The organism is Vibrio crassostreae 9ZC13 (assembly GCF_000272045.2).
GTDB classification, from domain to species: domain Bacteria; phylum Pseudomonadota; class Gammaproteobacteria; order Enterobacterales; family Vibrionaceae; genus Vibrio; species Vibrio crassostreae_C.
Window position 1 is genome coordinate 818,044 of record NZ_AJYZ02000019.1, and the last position, 18,885, is coordinate 836,928.

General features: G+C 43.6%; 19 protein-coding genes and 1 riboswitch. Of the genes, 8 read left to right on the plus strand and 11 right to left on the minus strand.

All coding sequences use genetic code 11. From position 1 onward, the window contains the following. The first annotated feature begins 59 nt into the window (after positions 1-59). Complete coding sequence (locus A136_RS04850) at positions 60-725, plus strand: DUF2057 family protein (protein WP_017064705.1); 666 nt, start codon at positions 60-62, stop codon at positions 723-725. A gap of 179 nt (positions 726-904) precedes the next feature. On the opposite strand, the gene A136_RS04855 is transcribed toward A136_RS04850, so the two are convergent. The 3 genes from A136_RS04855 to A136_RS04865 form a co-directional block, all read right to left on the minus strand. After that, a complete protein-coding gene (locus A136_RS04855) occupies positions 905-1,927 on the minus strand; it encodes an adenosine deaminase (RefSeq protein WP_017064706.1) in 1,023 nt (340 codons plus the stop codon). A gap of 90 nt (positions 1,928-2,017) precedes the next feature. After that, positions 2,018-2,117: riboswitch (purine riboswitch) on the minus strand. Between the two features lie 75 nt (positions 2,118-2,192). Beyond that, positions 2,193-2,687: a GNAT family N-acetyltransferase gene (locus A136_RS04860; protein WP_017064707.1), complete on the minus strand. Its 495-nt coding sequence runs from the start codon at positions 2,685-2,687 to the stop codon at positions 2,193-2,195. A 166-nt stretch (positions 2,688-2,853) separates the two neighbouring features. Next, positions 2,854-3,837 (minus strand): DUF2860 family protein, encoded by a 984-nt coding sequence (locus A136_RS04865; protein ID WP_017064708.1) that lies wholly within the window; start codon positions 3,835-3,837, stop codon positions 2,854-2,856. Positions 3,838-4,075: 238 nt separating this feature from the next. Here A136_RS04865 and A136_RS04870 point away from each other — a divergent pair, with 238 nt between their 5' ends. Continuing rightward, positions 4,076-4,573 (plus strand): fasciclin domain-containing protein, encoded by a 498-nt coding sequence (locus A136_RS04870; RefSeq protein ID WP_017064709.1) that lies wholly within the window; start codon positions 4,076-4,078, stop codon positions 4,571-4,573. Between the two features lie 127 nt (positions 4,574-4,700). Here the strand turns inward: A136_RS04870 and A136_RS04875 are convergent, their stop codons facing one another. From A136_RS04875 to A136_RS04900, 6 genes are all read right to left on the minus strand, one after another. Continuing rightward, a complete protein-coding gene (locus A136_RS04875) occupies positions 4,701-4,997 on the minus strand; it encodes a hypothetical protein (RefSeq protein WP_017064710.1) in 297 nt (98 codons plus the stop codon). Between the two features lie 131 nt (positions 4,998-5,128). Then, positions 5,129-5,386, minus strand: coding sequence for a hypothetical protein (locus tag A136_RS04880; RefSeq protein ID WP_017064711.1), 258 nt, complete (start codon positions 5,384-5,386; stop codon positions 5,129-5,131). A 165-nt stretch (positions 5,387-5,551) separates the two neighbouring features. Next, positions 5,552-6,034 carry a GNAT family N-acetyltransferase gene (locus tag A136_RS04885; protein ID WP_017064712.1) on the minus strand — a complete coding sequence of 161 codons (483 nt, stop codon included), beginning with the start codon at positions 6,032-6,034 and terminating at the stop codon, positions 5,552-5,554. Between the two features lie 98 nt (positions 6,035-6,132). Further along, positions 6,133-6,447: a cupin domain-containing protein gene (locus tag A136_RS04890; RefSeq protein WP_017064713.1), complete on the minus strand. Its 315-nt coding sequence runs from the start codon at positions 6,445-6,447 to the stop codon at positions 6,133-6,135. A 60-nt stretch (positions 6,448-6,507) separates the two neighbouring features. Next, entirely contained in the window at positions 6,508-7,011 is a 504-nt protein-coding gene (locus A136_RS04895) for a YgjV family protein (protein ID WP_017064714.1), read from the minus strand. A gap of 123 nt (positions 7,012-7,134) precedes the next feature. Then, positions 7,135-7,935, minus strand: a complete 801-nt coding sequence (locus A136_RS04900; RefSeq protein ID WP_017064715.1) for a PhzF family phenazine biosynthesis protein — start codon at positions 7,933-7,935, stop codon at positions 7,135-7,137. Positions 7,936-8,510: 575 nt separating this feature from the next. On the opposite strand from A136_RS04900, the gene A136_RS04905 reads away from it, so the two are divergent. Together A136_RS04905 and A136_RS04910 are read left to right on the plus strand one after the other, a co-directional pair. Beyond that, positions 8,511-9,542, plus strand: a complete 1,032-nt coding sequence (locus A136_RS04905; RefSeq protein WP_017060025.1) for an ABC transporter substrate-binding protein — start codon at positions 8,511-8,513, stop codon at positions 9,540-9,542. A gap of 3 nt (positions 9,543-9,545) precedes the next feature. Next, positions 9,546-11,978 carry a putative bifunctional diguanylate cyclase/phosphodiesterase gene (locus A136_RS04910; protein ID WP_029235247.1) on the plus strand — a complete coding sequence of 811 codons (2,433 nt, stop codon included), beginning with the start codon at positions 9,546-9,548 and terminating at the stop codon, positions 11,976-11,978. Between the two features lie 230 nt (positions 11,979-12,208). Here the strand turns inward: A136_RS04910 and A136_RS04915 are convergent, their stop codons facing one another. Further along, positions 12,209-13,234 (minus strand): GGDEF domain-containing protein, encoded by a 1,026-nt coding sequence (locus A136_RS04915; RefSeq protein ID WP_017060027.1) that lies wholly within the window; start codon positions 13,232-13,234, stop codon positions 12,209-12,211. A 9-nt stretch (positions 13,235-13,243) separates the two neighbouring features. Next, the gene (locus tag A136_RS04920) at positions 13,244-13,699 is read right to left on the minus strand and encodes a hypothetical protein (RefSeq protein ID WP_017064717.1); all 456 of its coding nucleotides are present in this window, start codon (positions 13,697-13,699) and stop codon (positions 13,244-13,246) included. A gap of 462 nt (positions 13,700-14,161) precedes the next feature. On the opposite strand from A136_RS04920, the gene A136_RS04925 reads away from it, so the two are divergent. From A136_RS04925 to A136_RS04940, 4 genes are read left to right on the plus strand one after another with little or no spacing between them, the layout of a single operon-like run. After that, on the plus strand, positions 14,162-14,536 hold the full coding sequence (locus A136_RS04925; protein WP_029235248.1) for a c-type cytochrome: 375 nt from the start codon (positions 14,162-14,164) through the stop codon (positions 14,534-14,536). Between the two features lie 36 nt (positions 14,537-14,572). Beyond that, complete coding sequence (gene ccoN, locus A136_RS04930) at positions 14,573-15,997, plus strand: cytochrome-c oxidase, cbb3-type subunit I (RefSeq protein WP_017064718.1); 1,425 nt, start codon at positions 14,573-14,575, stop codon at positions 15,995-15,997. After that, complete coding sequence (locus tag A136_RS04935; RefSeq protein ID WP_017064719.1) at positions 15,998-16,612, plus strand: cbb3-type cytochrome c oxidase subunit II; 615 nt, start codon at positions 15,998-16,000, stop codon at positions 16,610-16,612. Next, positions 16,609-18,765 (plus strand): cytochrome c, encoded by a 2,157-nt coding sequence (locus A136_RS04940; protein ID WP_017064720.1) that lies wholly within the window; start codon positions 16,609-16,611, stop codon positions 18,763-18,765. The genes A136_RS04935 and A136_RS04940 overlap by 4 nt, the downstream gene beginning before the upstream one ends. Positions 18,766-18,885: the final 120 nt, after the last annotated feature.

Below are 18,885 nucleotides of genomic sequence, written 5' to 3' on the forward strand. Positions count from 1 at the left end.
TGAATTGGAGTTCTTACCATGCGATTGTAGTTCAACTGCCCATAAACAACTGTATGATTATGAAAACATTAAAATCCATTGCGCTGCTTTCGACAATTATCGCAGCGCCACAAGTGTTAGCTGACGTAACAATTGAAGTTCCTTCTAGCGCAGATGCTTTAGTCGAAGTCTTAGCTGTTAATGAGGCTAAACCTGAACTCGACGGTGGTTTCTTCTCTTCGAGCAAAACGATCACCGTTCCAGATGGCGTAAACCAAATCGTTTTCAAATATCAACTGGCTTTCAGCCAAGGTAACGACCGAGAGTTTGTCGATAGCGATACCATTATTGCTACTTTTGATGCGACAGACACAGCATTGACGTTTGACATGCCTAAGTTCCGTAACACCAACGAAGCGAAAAAAGGCCTTCAAAACTTAGATTGGAAACTGGTTGATAAAAACCAAAATGCAATCAGTGTTAAGCAAGACAAACTTATCAAAGATGGCATGCAGATTGGTCGTAAGTACCCACAAGAAGCGAAGGAGTACAACCAGAAAGGCGGCATCGCTGCACTTACAGTAGGTGCTAGCGCGGGCGTAGCAGCTGCTGTCGCACAACCGGTAACGCTTCCAGCAAAGATTGACGGAAATGCAGCAAATACAGCTGAAGAGATGCTCTATTTCTGGTACGAAAAAGCGGATGCTGAAACCAAGCAGAAATTCAAAGACTACGTGAACAAGTAGCTCAATGAGCTTAATTTAAAAATGAAAGAAGCTGGCAAACTGCCAGCTTCTTTTTTGTCTTCATCTAGATGATTTAGGCTTATAGAGATTAAGCAGACTCAGTCGATAACACTTTACCATCCACTTTAGTTGGCCATCCTAGCGCTTTATACTCAGCTGCTAGTAAATGGGCACAGCCGCTAGAAATTCTGGTCAGAACCAGCTTTAGCTAAGTAACCTTGAACAAGCTCTCGATATTGCTGCTTCAATGGCGCTTCAATAAAGCTCGCGTCTATCGCATTCAAACTAAACTGCGCTAACTCCTGATGCGTCATCTCATGAGCTTGGCTCACCGCATTAAAGTTATCCGACATGTAACCACCAAAATAAGCAGGGTCATCCGAGTTAATCGTTACAGCCACACCCTTTCTGAGCAGTTCGACAATGTTGTGGTCTTCCATCACATCGAATACACGCAATTTAATATTCGACAGTGGGCACACCGTCAGTGGCATTTTGGTTTCAATCAGCTCTTCGATTAGAGCTTCGTCTGTCATGCACTGGACACCATGATCCACTCGACTCACGCTGAGCATTTCAATCGCATCGACAATGTTTTGAGCCGGCCCTTCTTCTCCTGCATGCGCCACCGTCAAGAAGCCCGCTTGTTTTGCTTGTTGGAATACACGCTTGAACTTCTCTGGTGGGTGTCCTAATTCAGAAGAGTCCAGTCCAACCCCGACGATCTTATCTTGATGCTTCAATACCTCTGCGAACGTTTGAATGGCGCTCTCTTCAGATAAATGGCGCAGAAAACATGCGATGATTTGAGAGGTAATGCCCAACTCTTTATGACCCTGTTCAAGCGCACGATGAATGCCGTTAATAGCGGTGTCTAATGCAATGCCACGATCGGTATGTGTCTGAGGATCAAAGAAAATCTCAGTATGGATAACATTGTCGGCTTTACAGCGTTCTAGATAAGCCCATGTTAAGTCGTAGAAATCCTGTTCTGTGCGCAGTGCATCAGCACCTTGATAATAGATATCCAGAAATGACTGTAAATCATCAAATTCGTATGCGCGTCTTAGTTGCTCTGGGGATGAATAAGGCAGCTCAATGCCATTGCGTTGAGCAAGCTGGAAAAGTAACTCAGGTTCGAGCGAACCTTCAATGTGTAAATGCAACTCTACTTTTGGGAGCCCTTGAATAAATGCGTTCATATTTCACCTACTATGGATTTTAGGTGTGCACTTACTCTGAATAATAGACAGGAGGTTTTCTTGAACGCCATTACAAAGAGTAAGAACACAATTGTGATCTAAACCCTTCGTAATCAGCACTTTGCGGGAGCTGGTAGAGACCCCCAAACCATATCATTGGGGTTATACGAAGCAAACGGTTGCTACTATACAGAGTTTAATGGGAATTTCACTAATCAATTGCTCATTAACCGATTTCTAAAGTAGGAACCTGTTTGGTTCGTTCTCAACGGTAATCTGGTCGTATTCTCGACATCAGCAACATATCGATGTACTTACCCGCTTTGAACGTACTGAGTCTTTTTGTGCCTTCTAACTGAAAGCCTACACGTTCATACAAAGCAATAGCGGCGTGGTTATCGGCATGAACCTCTAACTCAAGACGCACGAGATTAAGCCAGTTATCCGCCTGATTGATCGCTTCTTGCATTAACGCCTTACCGACACCTTTACCATGCATATCTAGGTGAATAGCAATACCAAGACCAGCGCAGTGCCTGTCTCTTACCTTGGTGGTCATGAATAAAGTAATGTGACCCACTACTTTGCCGGAGACTTCCGCAACCAGAGTGAAATGGTCTGAATGACCAAACAGTCGCTCCACTTGTTCAGAACTAAGATAAGGCTTTTGTGAGGTGTTTTCTGAAACTGAAGGGCGGCGATAAATATCGAAAATATCTTGGCTATCCGTTGCTTCTAAATGTCTAATTTGTATTTCCAAAGCGCTTCCTTATCCTATTATTTCTATCCATAAGCTAAGTTTCATATTACGGATAGCAACGGGCACCTACAACCTTTAAAGGTGTAAGTGCCCGAAATAATTAAACAAATAGTAAGACTGAACTTAAACTTCTGCTTTGATGAGTATTTTTAAAATAATGTGAATATCAGAATTTATAATCCACACCCACACTCGCTAATACTTGCTCGGAGTTATAGAAATCGATATTAGAATCTATGCTTCTTAAACCCAGTAAAGTAATGAACGCCCAATCTTTATAGCCCATCAAACCACCAAACTCATAAGCTAAGAATGCACCGAATTCATTCTCTTCACGTACTTGCCCGTAAATTGGATTCGACTCATCATATTCACGATCACTTGCATCTAGGGTGACAACAAAACCATGACGACCGATTCTCTTCGCGTAGTTTAATTCAATACCATAACTATCGAAGCTGAGTGCTCCTCCTTCTGCGTCTGAGTGGAAATACACCATTGAAGGAACAAATAGACCTGCGTGGTTTGGTAAGATAAAGCGGTATCCTGCTTTGGCGTACACATAGGTTCTTTCCCTATCCAGCAGCACAGCATCTTCCGGAGATAAGCCTTGGCTACCAGATAGCTCTTCATCAACATCAGATTGCCCAAATGCGAGATCCGTTCGAAAACCAGTTCCACCGATATTAGTGAGCTGCAGTCGTCCTACATTACCTTTGACATCCGTTTCATTTCGATTAACGCCAACAGCATACGGATCCGTCCAAGCCTTGCCCGAGATAAGCGTAGGAAGAACAGAAAAATCCAATATGGTGCCACCAGAAAGTTGATATCGATAACCGATCTCAAACGCAATGGTACCTGTTGCAATATCCTCTCGTGTCGTACCCGCATACACTTGGTGAGTCAGCGATTCGCCAAAAGTATATTGAACAGTACCCAAAAAGCCGAGTAGCCCTTGGTTTTCACTCTCCCCTTCCTGGGTGTTGGTGGCTTGATTCGAATCTTGTTCAGTACTCAAATTACTACTGTCAGAGTAGAAACCGGCCAATACACTGAAGTTACCGCTGAAGCCTTCACTTGGAGCAAGGCCACTGTATGCAGGCATTGAAGCCAATGCAGAAAAGACTACTCGTAAAACAAACCTCATATTCACATCCATTACTTGAATAATCACCAAATAACTATAAGCATCAAATAACTATAAGCATCAAATAACTATAAGCATCAAAATGGAATTATAACAAGCATTTAACAATATAAGTTTATTCGCTTGACGCTGTCGATATCGCTAACCATTCACTCAAAGACACAACAAATTGATCTATCACGATTGGGCTTTCGTAATACCTCTCGAAAATAACGGACAAAACTCAAAGGAAGACAATATGTTTAATAAATTAATCAAAACCATGTCAGTGCTAGTTGCGACGCTTCTTTTTACGGCTTTTGCTCACGCTGATCACCACGGAATGAAGAAAGATATCGTTGACGTGGCGGCTGAAAACGGCTCTTTCAACACCTTGGTAGCAGCGGTAAAAGCGGCAGGCTTAGTTGAAACATTGAAAGGTGACGGTCCCTTCACAGTGTTTGCGCCAACGGATGAAGCGTTCGCTGCGCTACCAGAAGGAACGGTTGATATGCTGTTGAAGCCAGAAAACAAAGACAAGCTGATTGCAGTACTGACCTATCATGTGGTGCCAGGGAAAATAATGGCGTCTGAAGTGATGAAACTTGATAGTGCCGTAACAGTGCAAGGCGAAGCGGTAATGGTAGGAATTGATCACGGCAACGTGATGGTCAACAAAGCGCAGGTCGTGATGGCAGATGTTGAAGCAAGCAATGGTGTTATCCATGTGATTGATGCTGTATTACTGCCTAAATAATAAAGATGAACACAAATCAAAGGTTCTTAGAGGGTGTGACAGGCTCACACCCTTTTGACGTTTAAATACCAAGTTAAGATCGGTATCAAACTAGCCGAACCTGCCTTTATATAAGCAAGAACCCGGATTACATAAACAAGCGCCCGAATATCAGAAAGGCCGCCATCGATACCACCTTCGTGAAGACCACTACCCAGATGCAGTCACCAATACTAGAGTGCGTCGCTTTCCCGAGTAAGAACACAAACAGAATCAACCCTAACACCCAGCCCACTGTCGGAATCAATGACACCAGAGCAACAATTACAGCAATAGTAAGAAGGGATTTAAAATCTGCGACCACGAATGACATTTTAGAGGCGATATACATACAACATGCGGTGATTAATGCGTCCATCACAAACGCTAAAGCTTCAATACCCACTTTTCTTCCTTCACTGAAATTAGTTGAAGTGGATATTATCTCTAAAGTGATGATTTTTCTTGAAGAAGAGAACCAAAAACAGGTGAAAACTGTATCAAAAATGAGATTACCGTTCGCCTGAAGGCATAGGTTTATTTGCTCGAGTCTTCTAAGCCTTTGACCAGTGCTTCAGACCGAGTCTGATTTGCTTTTTGATAGGCATCAAAGCCATCTTCGCGTTTACCTCCGAACAAACAAAGAAACGAGTTAATGACGAATGAAAAAAATGAGATGACGACAACAAAGAGAGGAAATAACCCCGACACCCCAGCATCTAAGACAAGAAGGCCAACAGCGAAGGACAACATCGACACCAATGTATATAGTTTAGTTCTACTCACATGACTCATGAACAACACTCCTTGTATTCATTCAATGTTTAGATTAGACAAATTATCTTGCACACAACTTGAACTCATCGACAATATCAATAGATCAGGAAAAGTTATCCTTAATAAGGTTCATTAATATTTCAAACTCGGTTTCTGTATCCCTAAGAACACGAGTCCGCCTATTCAGCTGCCTTGTCCATCTTCAACTATCTTTTCCATCACGTAATTGGTCAGCTTTACGCCACGCATTTCGACTTCCTGTTCATTTACTACCTTAAAGCCAAGGTGCTCATAAAAAGGCCTTGCGGTAATACTTACTTCAGAGAAATATCTCGATACGCCACGAACTCGACCCACAGTGAAAACATGTTCCATCAACGCTTTCCCGACACCCTTCCCTTGATATTCGTGGTGACAGAAAAAGTGATCAATCAAGCCGTTAGGTTGCAGGTCAGTATAGCCAACAACGCAGCCATCGAGCTCAGCCACAAAGGGTTGTAACCCATTCATACGCTTTTGCCATAACGCAAAGTCAAAGCTACTGGGTGCCCAAGCTTCGACTTGCTGTTGAGAATAATCTCGAACATTCACGTTACGTACGGTATGAAAGAAGATCTCCCACAGTGCTTTGTCATCACTCGCTTGATAGTTTCGAATTCTAACCACAACATACTCCTTTTTGTCTTAAGTCCTTTCTGAGGTGCAAATAAACAGCTGAATCAGCAAGCTTTATAACCTAACAGCCTCAGCTTTAGAGCAAGATATCAACGATAAAACACAGCGAGCCAGATCGTCACCGTATCTTTATCTGTACCAATAACCTTGTGCTTTTCACCTGCGGAAATATTGAGATAATCCCCTTTAGACAAGGTAACAATGCGACCATCTTCAAACTCAATCACCCCTTGCCCATCGATCACCATTACCCATTCATTCTCATCTTGATCATACCAACCCTCGTCTGGTGAACTGTGACCATATGAGAGTATTCTCTCGATTCGAATGTTGTCGTTGGCAATCAGGTCATTGAATATTTCATTGGGTATTGATGAAGGAACATCATTGTAAATGTTTGGCATCAAGCTCTCCTAGCTAGCATTGAATTGATTAACAACTTGGGCCTTAGCTGTACTGTAAACCTAAGCAGCGGCACTCTTTTTGAAGTAAAAACGGTAATAGCCCACCAAGTTACTGGAGATAAACAGCGCCTCCATAACAACCGCTGTTGGCGAACCAACTAAATAATTGTGAACCAACCAAAAGCTGGTTCCGATGATCATCAATTCTCTTAATCGACGGTCATCTTTATTGAAGGCTGCAAAGGTCTGAAATACGGAGGCAAAGCAACTCAATATGCTGGTCAGCCCTGAGTAAGTCACTGCGGTTGCGACCACCGACATCGAAGAAAACAAATATTTAAACTTAGACGAGGTAGAAAATACGCTCGTCAAATAGCGAATCGTGGCAATCGTCATTAAGCTCGCCGCTGTCCATTGTTCAAGAAGGATAAAGTGACTCGAAATAAGAACGCCAGCAAAGAACAGACAAGTGACGATTTTCTTCCTTTCCTTGAATTGGAATGACAGAAGATCAAAACAAATGGCTATCGCGACTAATACTTGGGAAAGATAAAAGGCAGACACGGTGATTCCTTCAATAATAACATTCCGCCCTAGCCGCTTCTTTCACGGTGAATAATCGAATAAAACATACTAGGCGGTTACAACAAAACAGAGCAAACAGCGCTCTAAAGCTTCTATAAAAATCTAAAGCTTCAACACACCACTAATCACAGTGGTCGCAGAGCCGATTAACTTTATTCGCCCATTAGCCAATAATTCAGTCGACATATAGCCACCACGACGAGACGCCTGATAAGCACTGAAACTGCTTTTGTTGAGCTTTTCTGCCCAGTGTTGCGTCAATGCGCAATGTACCGAGCCAGTCACAGGATCTTCATTAACCCCAACCCAAGGTGCAAAGTAGCGAGAAACAAAATCAAGTTCCGTATTTGCTGCCAATGCTGTCACCACTACACCTCGCCCTTGAATACCTTTTAACGCATCAAAGTTTGGTGAAAGCTCCAATAACACTTGTTCGTTGGAAACTTCGATTAACTGCTTAGAGTCAAATTCTCTGAATGAAACTACTTGATGCGGATCTAAACCTAGGTGTTCAAGCAGCGTGAGGTTGGGTTCAGAACGCAATGATAGCTGTGTACTAGGAAAATTAAGCTCGATAGACGATTCACAAACGGCGGCAGATAATTCCCCAGATAAGGTGTTAAACACGACCTTATCACCTGTCTCAAGCAGTCCTTGTTCTTTCATCACATGAACCGTTGCCAGTGTGCCATGTCCACACAGCTTCACTTCGACTTCGGGAGTGAACCATTTAAGCGTCATAGTGTTAAGCGCGAGAAAAGCCGTTTCAGATACCGCCATCTCTTCAGCGATTGAAAACATTAACGACTCATCCAACGGCTCTTTGGAGATACAGACCCCGGCAGGGTTCCCTTTAAACGCTTGAGTTGTAAACGAATCTACTTGGTATATCTCTAAATCCACAATGGCTCCTAAATGCACAACATTTCCCAAACCGGCAATCATGGCTCGTTGGGACATAACCTAGATATTGCTGCCCACAATAAGCACAATCACCTTGTGCTACAAGTCTTTAGCAACAACTTTATCGATACTTATTGAGAAACGAAACAAATGATAAACAAAACGTTATAGAAGTGTTTTTAGGGATAAAAGAACATTGAACATAAGAGTAAATCGCGATGGCAAAACAAAGGAATAACGACGATTAATACGAGCGAAAACCCGAAAAAGGTAATCACCGCATCATTATTTAATGCTTAATATTTGCATAATAACTTGTAAGAATGAATATTATGATGAATATTAATTTAAATAATCCATTCACGGACAATAAACTGGAATACGTACTTGTGTTGAATACGATACGACGGAGTCATCCTTGCCTCACACGATAAAGGTTCGGTATCAAGTAGGAGTAGCAAGTTGCTATTTGCATGAAATGCATGAAGTTGAAGTTAAATTAAGTGCCTAAATTTGAATCATGTCGCAAATTTTGGGCTACGATTTAGTTATCACGTACGAAAGGGAATCCGTCAGTGAAAGCGTTTTGCGTATCAATACTTGCGTCAACATCCTTTTTGGCTAGCCCTGTATTTGGCCAGCAGCATGATATTTATCTCTACAATTGGGATGAATTTTTATCTGACAGCGTCGTTACCCAGTTGAGTGATACCTACGGCATCTCACTAAAGCAGCAATATTTTTCTGACGAGTCCATTCGTGATGAAGTGCTATTGAGTGAACGACGAGGTGCGTTTGAATTGGTTGTCATTGAAAGTATGAAACTGAAAGCGCTGGCTAAACAGAACTTATTCCACAACCTGAGCGACTTGCAGCAATCCCTTTCAAGCAACTTTGACTCAAGATGGGTGGATGGGTGTGGCGAATATGGGATCCCCTACGCTTGGGGGACATCCGGCATCTTATACCGAAGCGGAAAAGTTGAGACTCCCAAGTCTTGGGGCGCTCTTCTAGACCCTGAAACCAAAACCAGCGGCCGAATCAGCATGTATTATGAGCCTACGGATTTGGTGAGTGCTGCGCTTCTGATGAATCAATTTGAGCCGTTTACCAACAACGAACAAGAACTTCGAGTCGCTTACAAAACGCTACAAGCACAGAAGCCTCACCTTGAAAGTAATGAATACGTTGTCGATTATATTCGTCATCCCGAACACTTAGCCAACATCGACCTCGCCTACGGATACTCAGGTGACAGCTATGTGCTTAATGATGCCGAACCTGAGGCATCTTGGGCCTACACAGTGCCTCTAGAAGGAACAACCTTATGGTTAGAGTGTATGGCTGCAATTAACAACGGAGAGCGATCTCCACAGGCAACCACGATTCTCTCCTTCTTATCGCAACCCGAAATCGCCGCTCAAAACGCAATGGATTCATGGTTTGCAACGCCAAGTTCAAAAGCAAAAGCACTCACTTCTCAGGAGTATCAAAACGATCCCGAGCTTTTCCCGAATAAAGAAGTATTAGATCGCAGCTACCTTTATCAGCCGTTAGAACCGAGTAGCATTCAAATTCGCAATCGTATTGTCGACAGTTTGAGATAACTCATGCCAGTATTGAAGAAGCTCTATTTTGTACTTTTACCAACGCTGACATTTGTGCTCCTGATAGCAGGAATCGTGATGTACAACTTCGCATCAAATCATGCTAAGCACATGTATTTGGACAAGGTGCAATCTGATGTGAACACCGCTTTAGTCGCGGCGGAATACGAGCAGCTCGGCTTGTCCTTACTAGTTAAAGATATCGGTTCTTCGTTGCAGTTCCTCCGCTACATTCAAAATCCTGGCGACTACACGACTCTATCGCTATTGGAAAAACGAGTACTCCGAGTATTAAGCCAGAATCACGTCAATCAATTTGGGCAACGCAATGTTTATATCGTGGACCCTAAGTTCAAATTAACGCTTTCGACTCTCAGAGCCGATCCTTTCGAGGGGCTAAAGATCCCTGACAAGATTTACGAAAGAGTCTTCGATATATACACCTCGTTAATCAGCAAAAATGAACTCTCCTACGAAGGCTTCTCTTATATCTCGATCAGTGGAGAGCTCAGATACTCGTATGTTGCAGCAATTGACCCTTACCTCCTTCCTCAAGACAAACGTGCAAGTAACAGTTTAAATCGCTACATCTTGATTGCTGACGGGCCTCTGATGCAACTCTCTAGCCTGCTAATCAAATACAATGACGATGACAATATTCAGTTCTTAATCGAGCCATCCTCAGACGCTGCCAACATTGAAAATACCCAATTCGTTATCAAATCAATTGAGCAAACCCAAGATAATATCAATGTGCAGATGACCAGCCGACATCTCATCGCGCAAGTAAATATTCGAGAAAAAAAGTTCAACCATGAGAAAGCCATCATCGCTAAACAAACCTTGTTAGGTGGCTTTGGTACTCTCTTTACGATCATGTTGATCGTACATTTAGTGGTACGTTACCAACTCGTGCGCCCGCTTAAAGACTTACTGCAAGAGATATCGATCGGCGGGCTCAAACTTAGATACTTCAAACGCTCATCAGGGCAAAGTGAAGTTGATGGTTTAAAGAACGCGTACATAGACTCATTAACAGAGTTGAAGTTCGAAGCCGAATTCGACCAACTCACCAAGCTAGCTAACCGACGCTCTTTCATCAGACACCTTGATGTACGACTAAAAAGCTCGATGAGCCCACACTGCTATGTGGTTTGTTGGGACATCATCGATTTTCGTAAAATTAACGATCTCTACGGGGCAAAAGTTGGTGATAATGTACTGATAAGCTTAGCTAAAGCACTGAAAGAGACACTACAAAACCAACAAGCCTCTTTGGGCTTTAGTTGCAGTGATTACTCTTTAGCCAGACTGGGAGGGAATCAGTTTATCGCGATCTTGGAGATGGGTAAGAACCAAGTGATAAACGAAGAAATTGAGAACATCAACAATACGCTGACCGGCACCACCTTCCTTGACTACTATGGGTTTCGATTATCACTCGCAACAGGTGTTTTACCGCTCGACACGCCAAAGTTCGATGAGATTTGGCACCGATGCATCGATGAAATGTTAGCTAATGCGAAGTCTCATAGTGATGGCGAAAGTCGTATTGTTTATGGCGAAGAGTTGTTACATACCTTGGAACGCCATGACGTTGTAGAGAAAAGACTCTTAGAATGCTGCGAAAGTGACAACTTTGAACTTCGCTTTATGCCTATTTTTAACGCCAAGACACTTCAGATAGATGGCGCAGAGTGCCTGATTCGTTGCCGTGCCTTATTTGATATCGATGCAGGCCCTGAAGAATTTATCCCAGTTGCAGAAAAGAGTAACCTTATTGCAAGGCTCGATATGTGGGTCATTAGCACCGCTATCAAAAGCTATAAAGAGCTTTCAGAACTTCATAAGTACAATGGCACTCTGTCGATTAATATCTCGGCGATGGAGCTCTACAACCGTAATTTTGCCGACAACATCCGTAAAGTACTCGAACGTTATAAAGTGCCACCTGGCAATATTATTATAGAAATAACCGAAACCAGTTATGTGAAAAGTACCAAGCTTACAGTCCAGACAATCGAGAGCCTCAGAAGCTTAGGTTTAAAGGTTTCCCTTGACGATTTTGGTACGGGCTACACAGCGTTTAACCAACTTCTCCACTACCCTGTGGATGAGCTCAAAATTGATAAGAGCTTTATCGATAACATGGTAGACGACAAGGCCGACCGCAAGATGGTCGAATCTATGGTTAACTTAGGCCACTCTTGTGACACGCTAGTCGTCGGAGAAGGTGTTGAGTCGATAGAACAGTATCATTACCTCAGAAAAGCCAACTGTGACCTAATACAAGGCTACTTCTTCAGTCAGCCACTCACTTATCTGGAATTCATCGAGTTTGTTCGAAACCATAACCCGCAAGCAATTTTAAACCCGCAGTCTGTTAGCAGTTCGAGATCTAACGAGCGAATCGTTGCACTCACTCAAAAGCAGTAACCTTAAACCTAAACCTAAACCTCAAAGCCTCTCTTCCTATTCAAGCGCGGAAAGCCACTATAGCTATAACTAGTAGTAGAACTATCTTCATCAGAGCAGGAGCTCTCTATTGGCTGCACATTGAATGAGGAGGCAAATAAAGAATGGCAAAAGCCATGATAGTGAAGCGGGAGAATGGTGAGCGTACAGTCAACAAAACCTAATGATCTAACTTATCGCTGATGCGGGGATTAACTCTGCATTGTCGTTAGTAGCTCCATCATATCTTTAGAGCTGATGTTCTTCTTATGCCTGACTACAGCGTCAATCATCAATTCTAAATTCCCCGCAGAGATATAATCCTTAAGCACGTCATTGAATTTTTCCTGTATCTCATCACTTGTGTACAATTGCTCAGGAATGAAGAATAGAAACTGACTGCCACTACTACGAAACGAGATAGTACTTTCCGGTACCTTTGCCGTCAGGGACTTAGCAGCTGAACTCACCACCAAGTCTCCATATTCAAGTCCATACTTTTGGTTTATCTCACTAAGGTTTCTGATTCTTACAAAGTAAAGGTCGAAATTACCGTTTGTTGGATAGCTGTTCTTAACAAACTGCATGAGCGAGACTCGATTGCGAAAGCCAGTAATGAAGTCGGTAGAATGAAGTTTTCGTTTGATGGCAAAGTCGACGTAAAAAATCGCTCCTGTCACAAGCAGTAGCAACACCAGAAATACGCTGCTTATCTGATGCATCATCACCAACTTGTCGACCATTGTGGTGTTTTCTTCAATAACCGGGCTTTGAAGTCGAAACTTTTCGTTAATAAATTCGACCAGCGTGTTGTAACAAATATCAATTTTCTTCTGCAGTGATTCCTTAGGCAAAGCGCCTTGATTCACCAACTTAATTGAGGATTCTAGCGACTTAAATTTCTCAAACTCTCCGGTGAAATAAGGTTTGAAGTTGGCAGATTTAATGAAGTTAGAAGATTCGGTACTGTTGATCAGAATATCAAAGCGGCTCCACGTAATATCATAGGCTAACCACAAATCGTCGTAATTGAGATTATCCGAACGGCTCACCATCAAGAAATTCGCGTATTCCTTTACCAATTGGAAAACAAACCATGTTGCCTCATTTTGGCGATTAGAAAAGCTCTTGTTGATGTCATTAATTCGAGTAACGCTGTAGATATTGACGGATAGAACAACCACGGCCAAAGACAAAACAACGACTTTGATTGCAGCCATAGACAACAGCTTCTTCATAATTAGCCTCTACAGGTGAATATCACGAATCTGCCAAATCATCTTGGCATGGAAATCAGGGGTATTAGTCTCAGGATTCGCAGAGAGTGGGTAAATCAACCAAAACGGGCCTTTTTCTCTCACAGACATAAACTCACCATTCTTTTTAATCGCAATGATGGGTTCATAGGTATCAAAATCTTCTTTGGGCACCGCAATTTTATAGTCATTCAATGCTACGAAAGTGACTTGTGATGATATCGGTAGATCCATATTTTCAAGCACCGTTTGTAACGTCACACCACTATAAACGGTCAGACCCTCGACCCAAGGCAAGGTGGTAGTAATTTCTTTTTGAGGAAGTGACAGGAGTTGCTCTCTACTAAAACCATGCTTTTGCCCGGAGTGGTCGAAAACCGTTAACTCTGAGGCTGCAAAAATCGAAAACGAGCAAAGCCAAAGCATCAACAAGAATACAGTTCTCATTCTAAACTCCATTTAAAAAGGTCACTAATTTGAGTCTAGTATAAATTGACCATTTAACTTGTACCGATACCACTCAGATTGATTGGTATCGCTTTATCCCTAATGCCCCTACACCTCGCTGTTTTTCAATAACTTCGCCGTTTCTCTGTCTCTTCCATCACCGCTCTCGTTCAGCTCTCCCTACCCGCTTGACGTATTCCTTCTCAACCGTCTAGTAACAAAAACTCGTATTTTACTCTGCGTAAGTAAACCAATAAGCCCTATGAATACGTATGAAACAACAAAATTAACAATAAATATGAGTAAGTCAGTAGCGAGAATGCTGGTTGCTGCATAACCTTTAATCGAACGTAAGCAGCTTTAAGAGACTTAATAACGAGTTCCAGTCGTTTCTACTTCACCAGTTGATCTCGTGTATTGATCTTAGAAAGCTTACTCATTTCATAATCAAGGGAATCGAGAATGAGTTTGAATATAAAAAAATTTAACCCCATGGCGACACTTTCTACCCTAGTAATGACGCTGGTCATGTTTCCTGTTTCTGCTGAAGTTAATCAAGAACAATTCGAATTAGGTAAACAAAAAGCTAAAGTGTGTATGACCTGTCATGGCGCTGATGGCATCTCAACACAAGATCCCTACCCGAACCTTCGCGGTCAAAAAGTGGGTTATCTCATCTCTTCATTGAAAGATTACCAGACTCGAGAAAGAACCAGTGGCTTAGCGATTCTCATGCAACAACAAGCCGACACGCTCTCAGACCAAGACATCCGTGACATTTCCTATTTCTATTCTGTGCTCGGCAACGAAGCAGGCTCGCTCAGCGATTCAAATTAAGTCAGCGATTCAAACCTCTAGGCAAGGAGCCTTGTTATGGAACAAGTGACAACGCAATACAGCATTAAGGTCGTGAAGTACTTCCTCATTGCATCCTTAGTGTGGGCGATTGTAGGTATGATCATCGGCGTGATTCTCGCCGCGCAATTATATTGGCCAGTCTTAAACTTTGATTCTCAGTATTTCCAATTTGGTCGACTGCGTCCGCTACATACCTCTGGAGTAATTTACGGCTTCGTCGTGAATATCTTGATGGGGACGTCTTTGTACATTGCCCAGCGAACAGGCCATTGTGACTTGTTCAACAAAAGCCTTTCATGGATGGTATTTTGGGGCTGGCAATTCATCCTGTTACTTGCGGTCATTTCCTTACCCGCAGGCCACACTACCTCAAAAGAGTATGCGGAGCTTGAATGGCCAATCGACTTGATGATTGTGTTGGTTTGGGTGCTGTACGCGGTGTTGTTCTTTGGCACCCTTGCTAAACGAAAGGTCAGCCATATCTTTGTGGCTAACTGGTTCTTTGCTGCATTCATTATCGTCGTTGCAATGATTTTCATCGTGAACAACCTCGCGATGCCTGTGTTGGCGATGAAGTCCTACTCTGTGTTTGCAGGCGCTCAAGATGCGATTGTTCAATGGTGGTGGGGACATAATGCCGTCGGTTTCTTGCTGACCGCTGGTGTGATTGGTATGAACTACTATTTCATACCCAAAGCGGCGGATCGACCTATCTACTCGTACCGTTTGTCTGTGATCCATTTCTGGGGCTTGGTCGGCTTTTACACGTGGGCCGGAACGCACCATTTGGTTTATTCTTCTGTTCCCATCTGGATTCAGAACATCGGCATCGTTATGTCTTTGATCCTGTGGCTCCCTTCTTGGGCAGGCGCGTTCAATAGCGCAATGACCCTCCTACAAAATAAAGAAAAGCTGAAGTCCGACTACATTCTTTTATTCTTTTTCTCAGCGATTCTTTACTACTGCTTGGCAACATTCGAAGGTCCGCTACTCGCTATTCGCTGGTTCAACATGGTGGCACACAACACCGAATGGATCATCGGGCACGTACATTCCGCGGCTCTCGGATGGGTTGGGATGTCAGGGATAGCGGTTTTTTACTACTTCATTCCACGCTTATGGGGCCAAACCGATCTATGGTCACGACGACTGATTAAATGGCACTTTTGGCTTGCTCATGCTGGCGTCGCCGTCTATGCAATAGCACTTTGGATCGCAGGCATCGGCGAGGGATATATGTGGCTCGCTCAAAATGAAAATGGCGAACTGATTTACAGTTTTGTAGAAGCTATGGACTTTAAAGCACCTTGGCTATTCATGCGTTTCTTTGGTGGCGCGCTGTTTGTACTTGGATTGTTCTTAATGGCTTTCAACTTGTACAAAACGGTTCGTATGCCCGTAACAAATGATGCTAAACACACTGTTAATGAAGGAGCTTAAATGATGAGTAAAGACTTTACACATTCAATCGTCATTTTAATTTTGACCACTGTTGTCGTGGCCTCCTTCTCTTTATTGGTCTGGGTAGTGCCAAGCATTGTCCGTGGCGATGATATTGCCAAAGGCAGCTTAGCGATGCCTCTCACACCGATTGAGTTAGCAGGCCGAGACATATACATCAGTGAAGGCTGCCATGTTTGTCACACACAAATGGTTCGCCCTCTAGAGCCAGAAGTGAAGCGTAATGGTCGCCCGAACCAAGAAGCAGACGATATCTATGAGTTTCCTAACTTGTGGGGCTCTAAACGTACTGGTCCTGACCTCACTAACTTAGGTAGAAAGTATTCTGACCAATGGCATGCTATTCACTTAATTGACCCTCGAAAAGTCGTACCGACCTCGATCATGCCCTCTTACCCGTGGCTATTTGAGCAGACTCTGACTGGCGATGATATTAGCGCCAAAATGGAAGTGTTACGTACCTTAGGTGTGCCTTATACCGATCAAGAAATTGGTGATGCCCGTTTGCAAGTGAGAGGCAAAACCAAAGGTGAAGCTCTGATTCGCTATTTACAAAGCCTGGGTAAAGATACGTCACAGGAGGTATCACAATGAGCACATTCTGGAATCTATGGGCGGTACTCTTAACCTTAATATTCTTTGTTCTGATGGTATCTGTTGTCGTTAAATACTGGCATAGCAATCACAAGGCCGATCACGACCACACCATTGGCACCTTTGATGGTATTGAAGAGAAAGATGCGCCTCCACCTAAGCTGTTATTTATCAGTTATGCAGTGGCATTTCTTTTGTCTGCGGGTTATTTGGTGCTCTACCCCGGGCTTGGAGAATGGGAAGGCTTAGTCGATTGGGAACAAAGCGACGATAAGCTCAGTTCACCATCCACCACTCTCAATGAGCAATTTGCACAAACCAGCGAAACCACGTTAGAGGGATTAGCTGCTGTCCCAGAGATCGTGAACAGCGGTAGGATTCTATTCCAAACTCACTGTGCCGCTTGTCACCGAGATAATGCACAAGGTCAGAAACACTTCCCTAATCTTATCGACCAAGAATGGTTATACGGCGGCAGTGATGAAGCTGTGATCCATTCGATTGCCAAAGGGCGAAATGGAGCGATGCCGGGTTGGAGTGAAATCATGCGCCCAGACGAGGTGGCAAAAGTCTCCTACTATCTAGCGTCTCTCAACCAACGTCATACCGATGTGCCGGAGATTAAAGTAGAGCTCGGTAAAACCTTGTTCGTCCAATACTGTTCGTCTTGTCATGCCGATGGTGCTGTCGCTAACCCAGCGATTGGCGTACCTGATCTTTCCGATGATATCTGGCTTCACGGAGGGAGTATTGAAGAGATTCAGCACACCATCAATTACGGTTTGAACAACCTAATGCCTGCGTTTGATGAGCAGCTCAGTGAGAACGAGATACTCGCGCTTGGGGCTTATATCCGACACGCTGGTGACGTAGAGCAACAACGGCTCGCGAGTTTGAAAGCATCATCTGTTGAGCGCGGAGAATATCTCGCTTATGCCGGTGACTGTGTGGCTTGTCATAGTGCAGAAGGTGGCGAACCCTTTGCTGGCGGCCTACCCTTTGTCACCCCCTTCGGCACCGTGTATTCAACCAACATAACGCCACACACTACCGAAGGTATTGGGACTTATGACTTCGATGATTTCCGAGCGGCGTTAGTCGCAGGTAAAGGCAAGAATGGTTACCTGTACCCTGCAATGCCTTACACCTCCTATCAATACCTCACCGACCAAGACATGGTGGATTTATGGGAATACATGCAGTCAATCACCGCCGTGCCGCGACGCAATGATGACAACAGCATGATGTTTCCATCCAATATTCGCTTAGGTTTGCTTGGCTGGAACATCGTATTCATGGATACCGACCCTATTGATTATGAAGTGCCAGAGGAACTCAAAGGAGAAATTGAGAATGTCGATAAGTGGCAACAAGGCAAATATTGGGTCGCAGGACTTGGTCACTGTTCGGAGTGCCATACACCTCGAAATATTGCCCAAGCACTGATACCAGAACGTATTTTCCAAGGTAACTTGATCGACGGTTGGAACGCGCCTGATATTACAGCCAATGAGCTCTATATCGATGGTTGGGATGAAGCAACACTCACAGACTTTTTACACACAGGACATTCAGACAAAGGCACCGCTTTTGCGGGTATGGCTGATGTAGTGAAAAACAGCCTAAGCTTGATGACGCGTGAAGATATTGAGTCGATGTCCTATTACCTACTCAGTGGGGACATCAACAACACCATTGCCAGTGATGCCGTTCAGTTACAGCCTAAAGGGTTTGATGAAGCTGCGTATGCCAGTGAAATCTACACCACGTATCGTCAAACCTGTGGGGCCTGTCATGGTGACGATGGTAAAGGTCGCGATCCAATCGCCCCTACTCTGTTGAACAACGGTATTATCATGCACAGCGACCCATTCAATACCATTGCGGTAACGGTGCGCGGCTTGCAACCCACCTATCTCGACAAAGACAGAAATTTCATGCCAATGGCAAGTTTTGAGGATGTACTGTCGGATCAACGCTTAGCTGAGTTAATCACGTTTGTGCGTTTAAACCTTGGCGACAGAAATGAACCGGTCACGGCTGAGCATGTTCGAGAGGTAAGAGAAACACTTGAAGCAGCAGGCTATGCAGGTGGATTACACACCACGCCTGAAATGTACGAAAATCGAGATAAGAACATTAACATACGATAGGCGCTGTAGCTGTGCGTAGCCGATTGGCCCAACAAGCAGCGAACAGCACGTAACTTTTATGTTTGCCTAACAAGCCAAAAGGAGACCACTGTGTCTCCTTTTCTTTTGCCCAAACCCAAG

Coding starts and splice junctions, on each gene's coding strand:
- A136_RS04940 (WP_017064720.1), top strand. CDS start 16,609: ATGAGCACATTCTGGAATCTATGGGCGGTACTCTTAACCTTAATATTC.
- A136_RS04865 (WP_017064708.1), bottom strand. CDS start 3,837: ATGAGGTTTGTTTTACGAGTAGTCTTTTCTGCATTGGCTTCAATGCCT.
- A136_RS04910 (WP_029235247.1), top strand. CDS start 9,546: ATGCCAGTATTGAAGAAGCTCTATTTTGTACTTTTACCAACGCTGACA.
- ccoN (WP_017064718.1), top strand. CDS start 14,573: ATGGAACAAGTGACAACGCAATACAGCATTAAGGTCGTGAAGTACTTC.
- A136_RS04915 (WP_017060027.1), bottom strand. CDS start 13,234: ATGAAGAAGCTGTTGTCTATGGCTGCAATCAAAGTCGTTGTTTTGTCT.
- A136_RS04890 (WP_017064713.1), bottom strand. CDS start 6,447: ATGCCAAACATTTACAATGATGTTCCTTCATCAATACCCAATGAAATA.
- A136_RS04920 (WP_017064717.1), bottom strand. CDS start 13,699: ATGAGAACTGTATTCTTGTTGATGCTTTGGCTTTGCTCGTTTTCGATT.
- A136_RS04925 (WP_029235248.1), top strand. CDS start 14,162: ATGAGTTTGAATATAAAAAAATTTAACCCCATGGCGACACTTTCTACC.
- A136_RS04850 (WP_017064705.1), top strand. CDS start 60: ATGAAAACATTAAAATCCATTGCGCTGCTTTCGACAATTATCGCAGCG.
- A136_RS04870 (WP_017064709.1), top strand. CDS start 4,076: ATGTTTAATAAATTAATCAAAACCATGTCAGTGCTAGTTGCGACGCTT.
- A136_RS04855 (WP_017064706.1), bottom strand. CDS start 1,927: ATGAACGCATTTATTCAAGGGCTCCCAAAAGTAGAGTTGCATTTACAC.
- A136_RS04880 (WP_017064711.1), bottom strand. CDS start 5,386: ATGAGTCATGTGAGTAGAACTAAACTATATACATTGGTGTCGATGTTG.
- A136_RS04935 (WP_017064719.1), top strand. CDS start 15,998: ATGATGAGTAAAGACTTTACACATTCAATCGTCATTTTAATTTTGACC.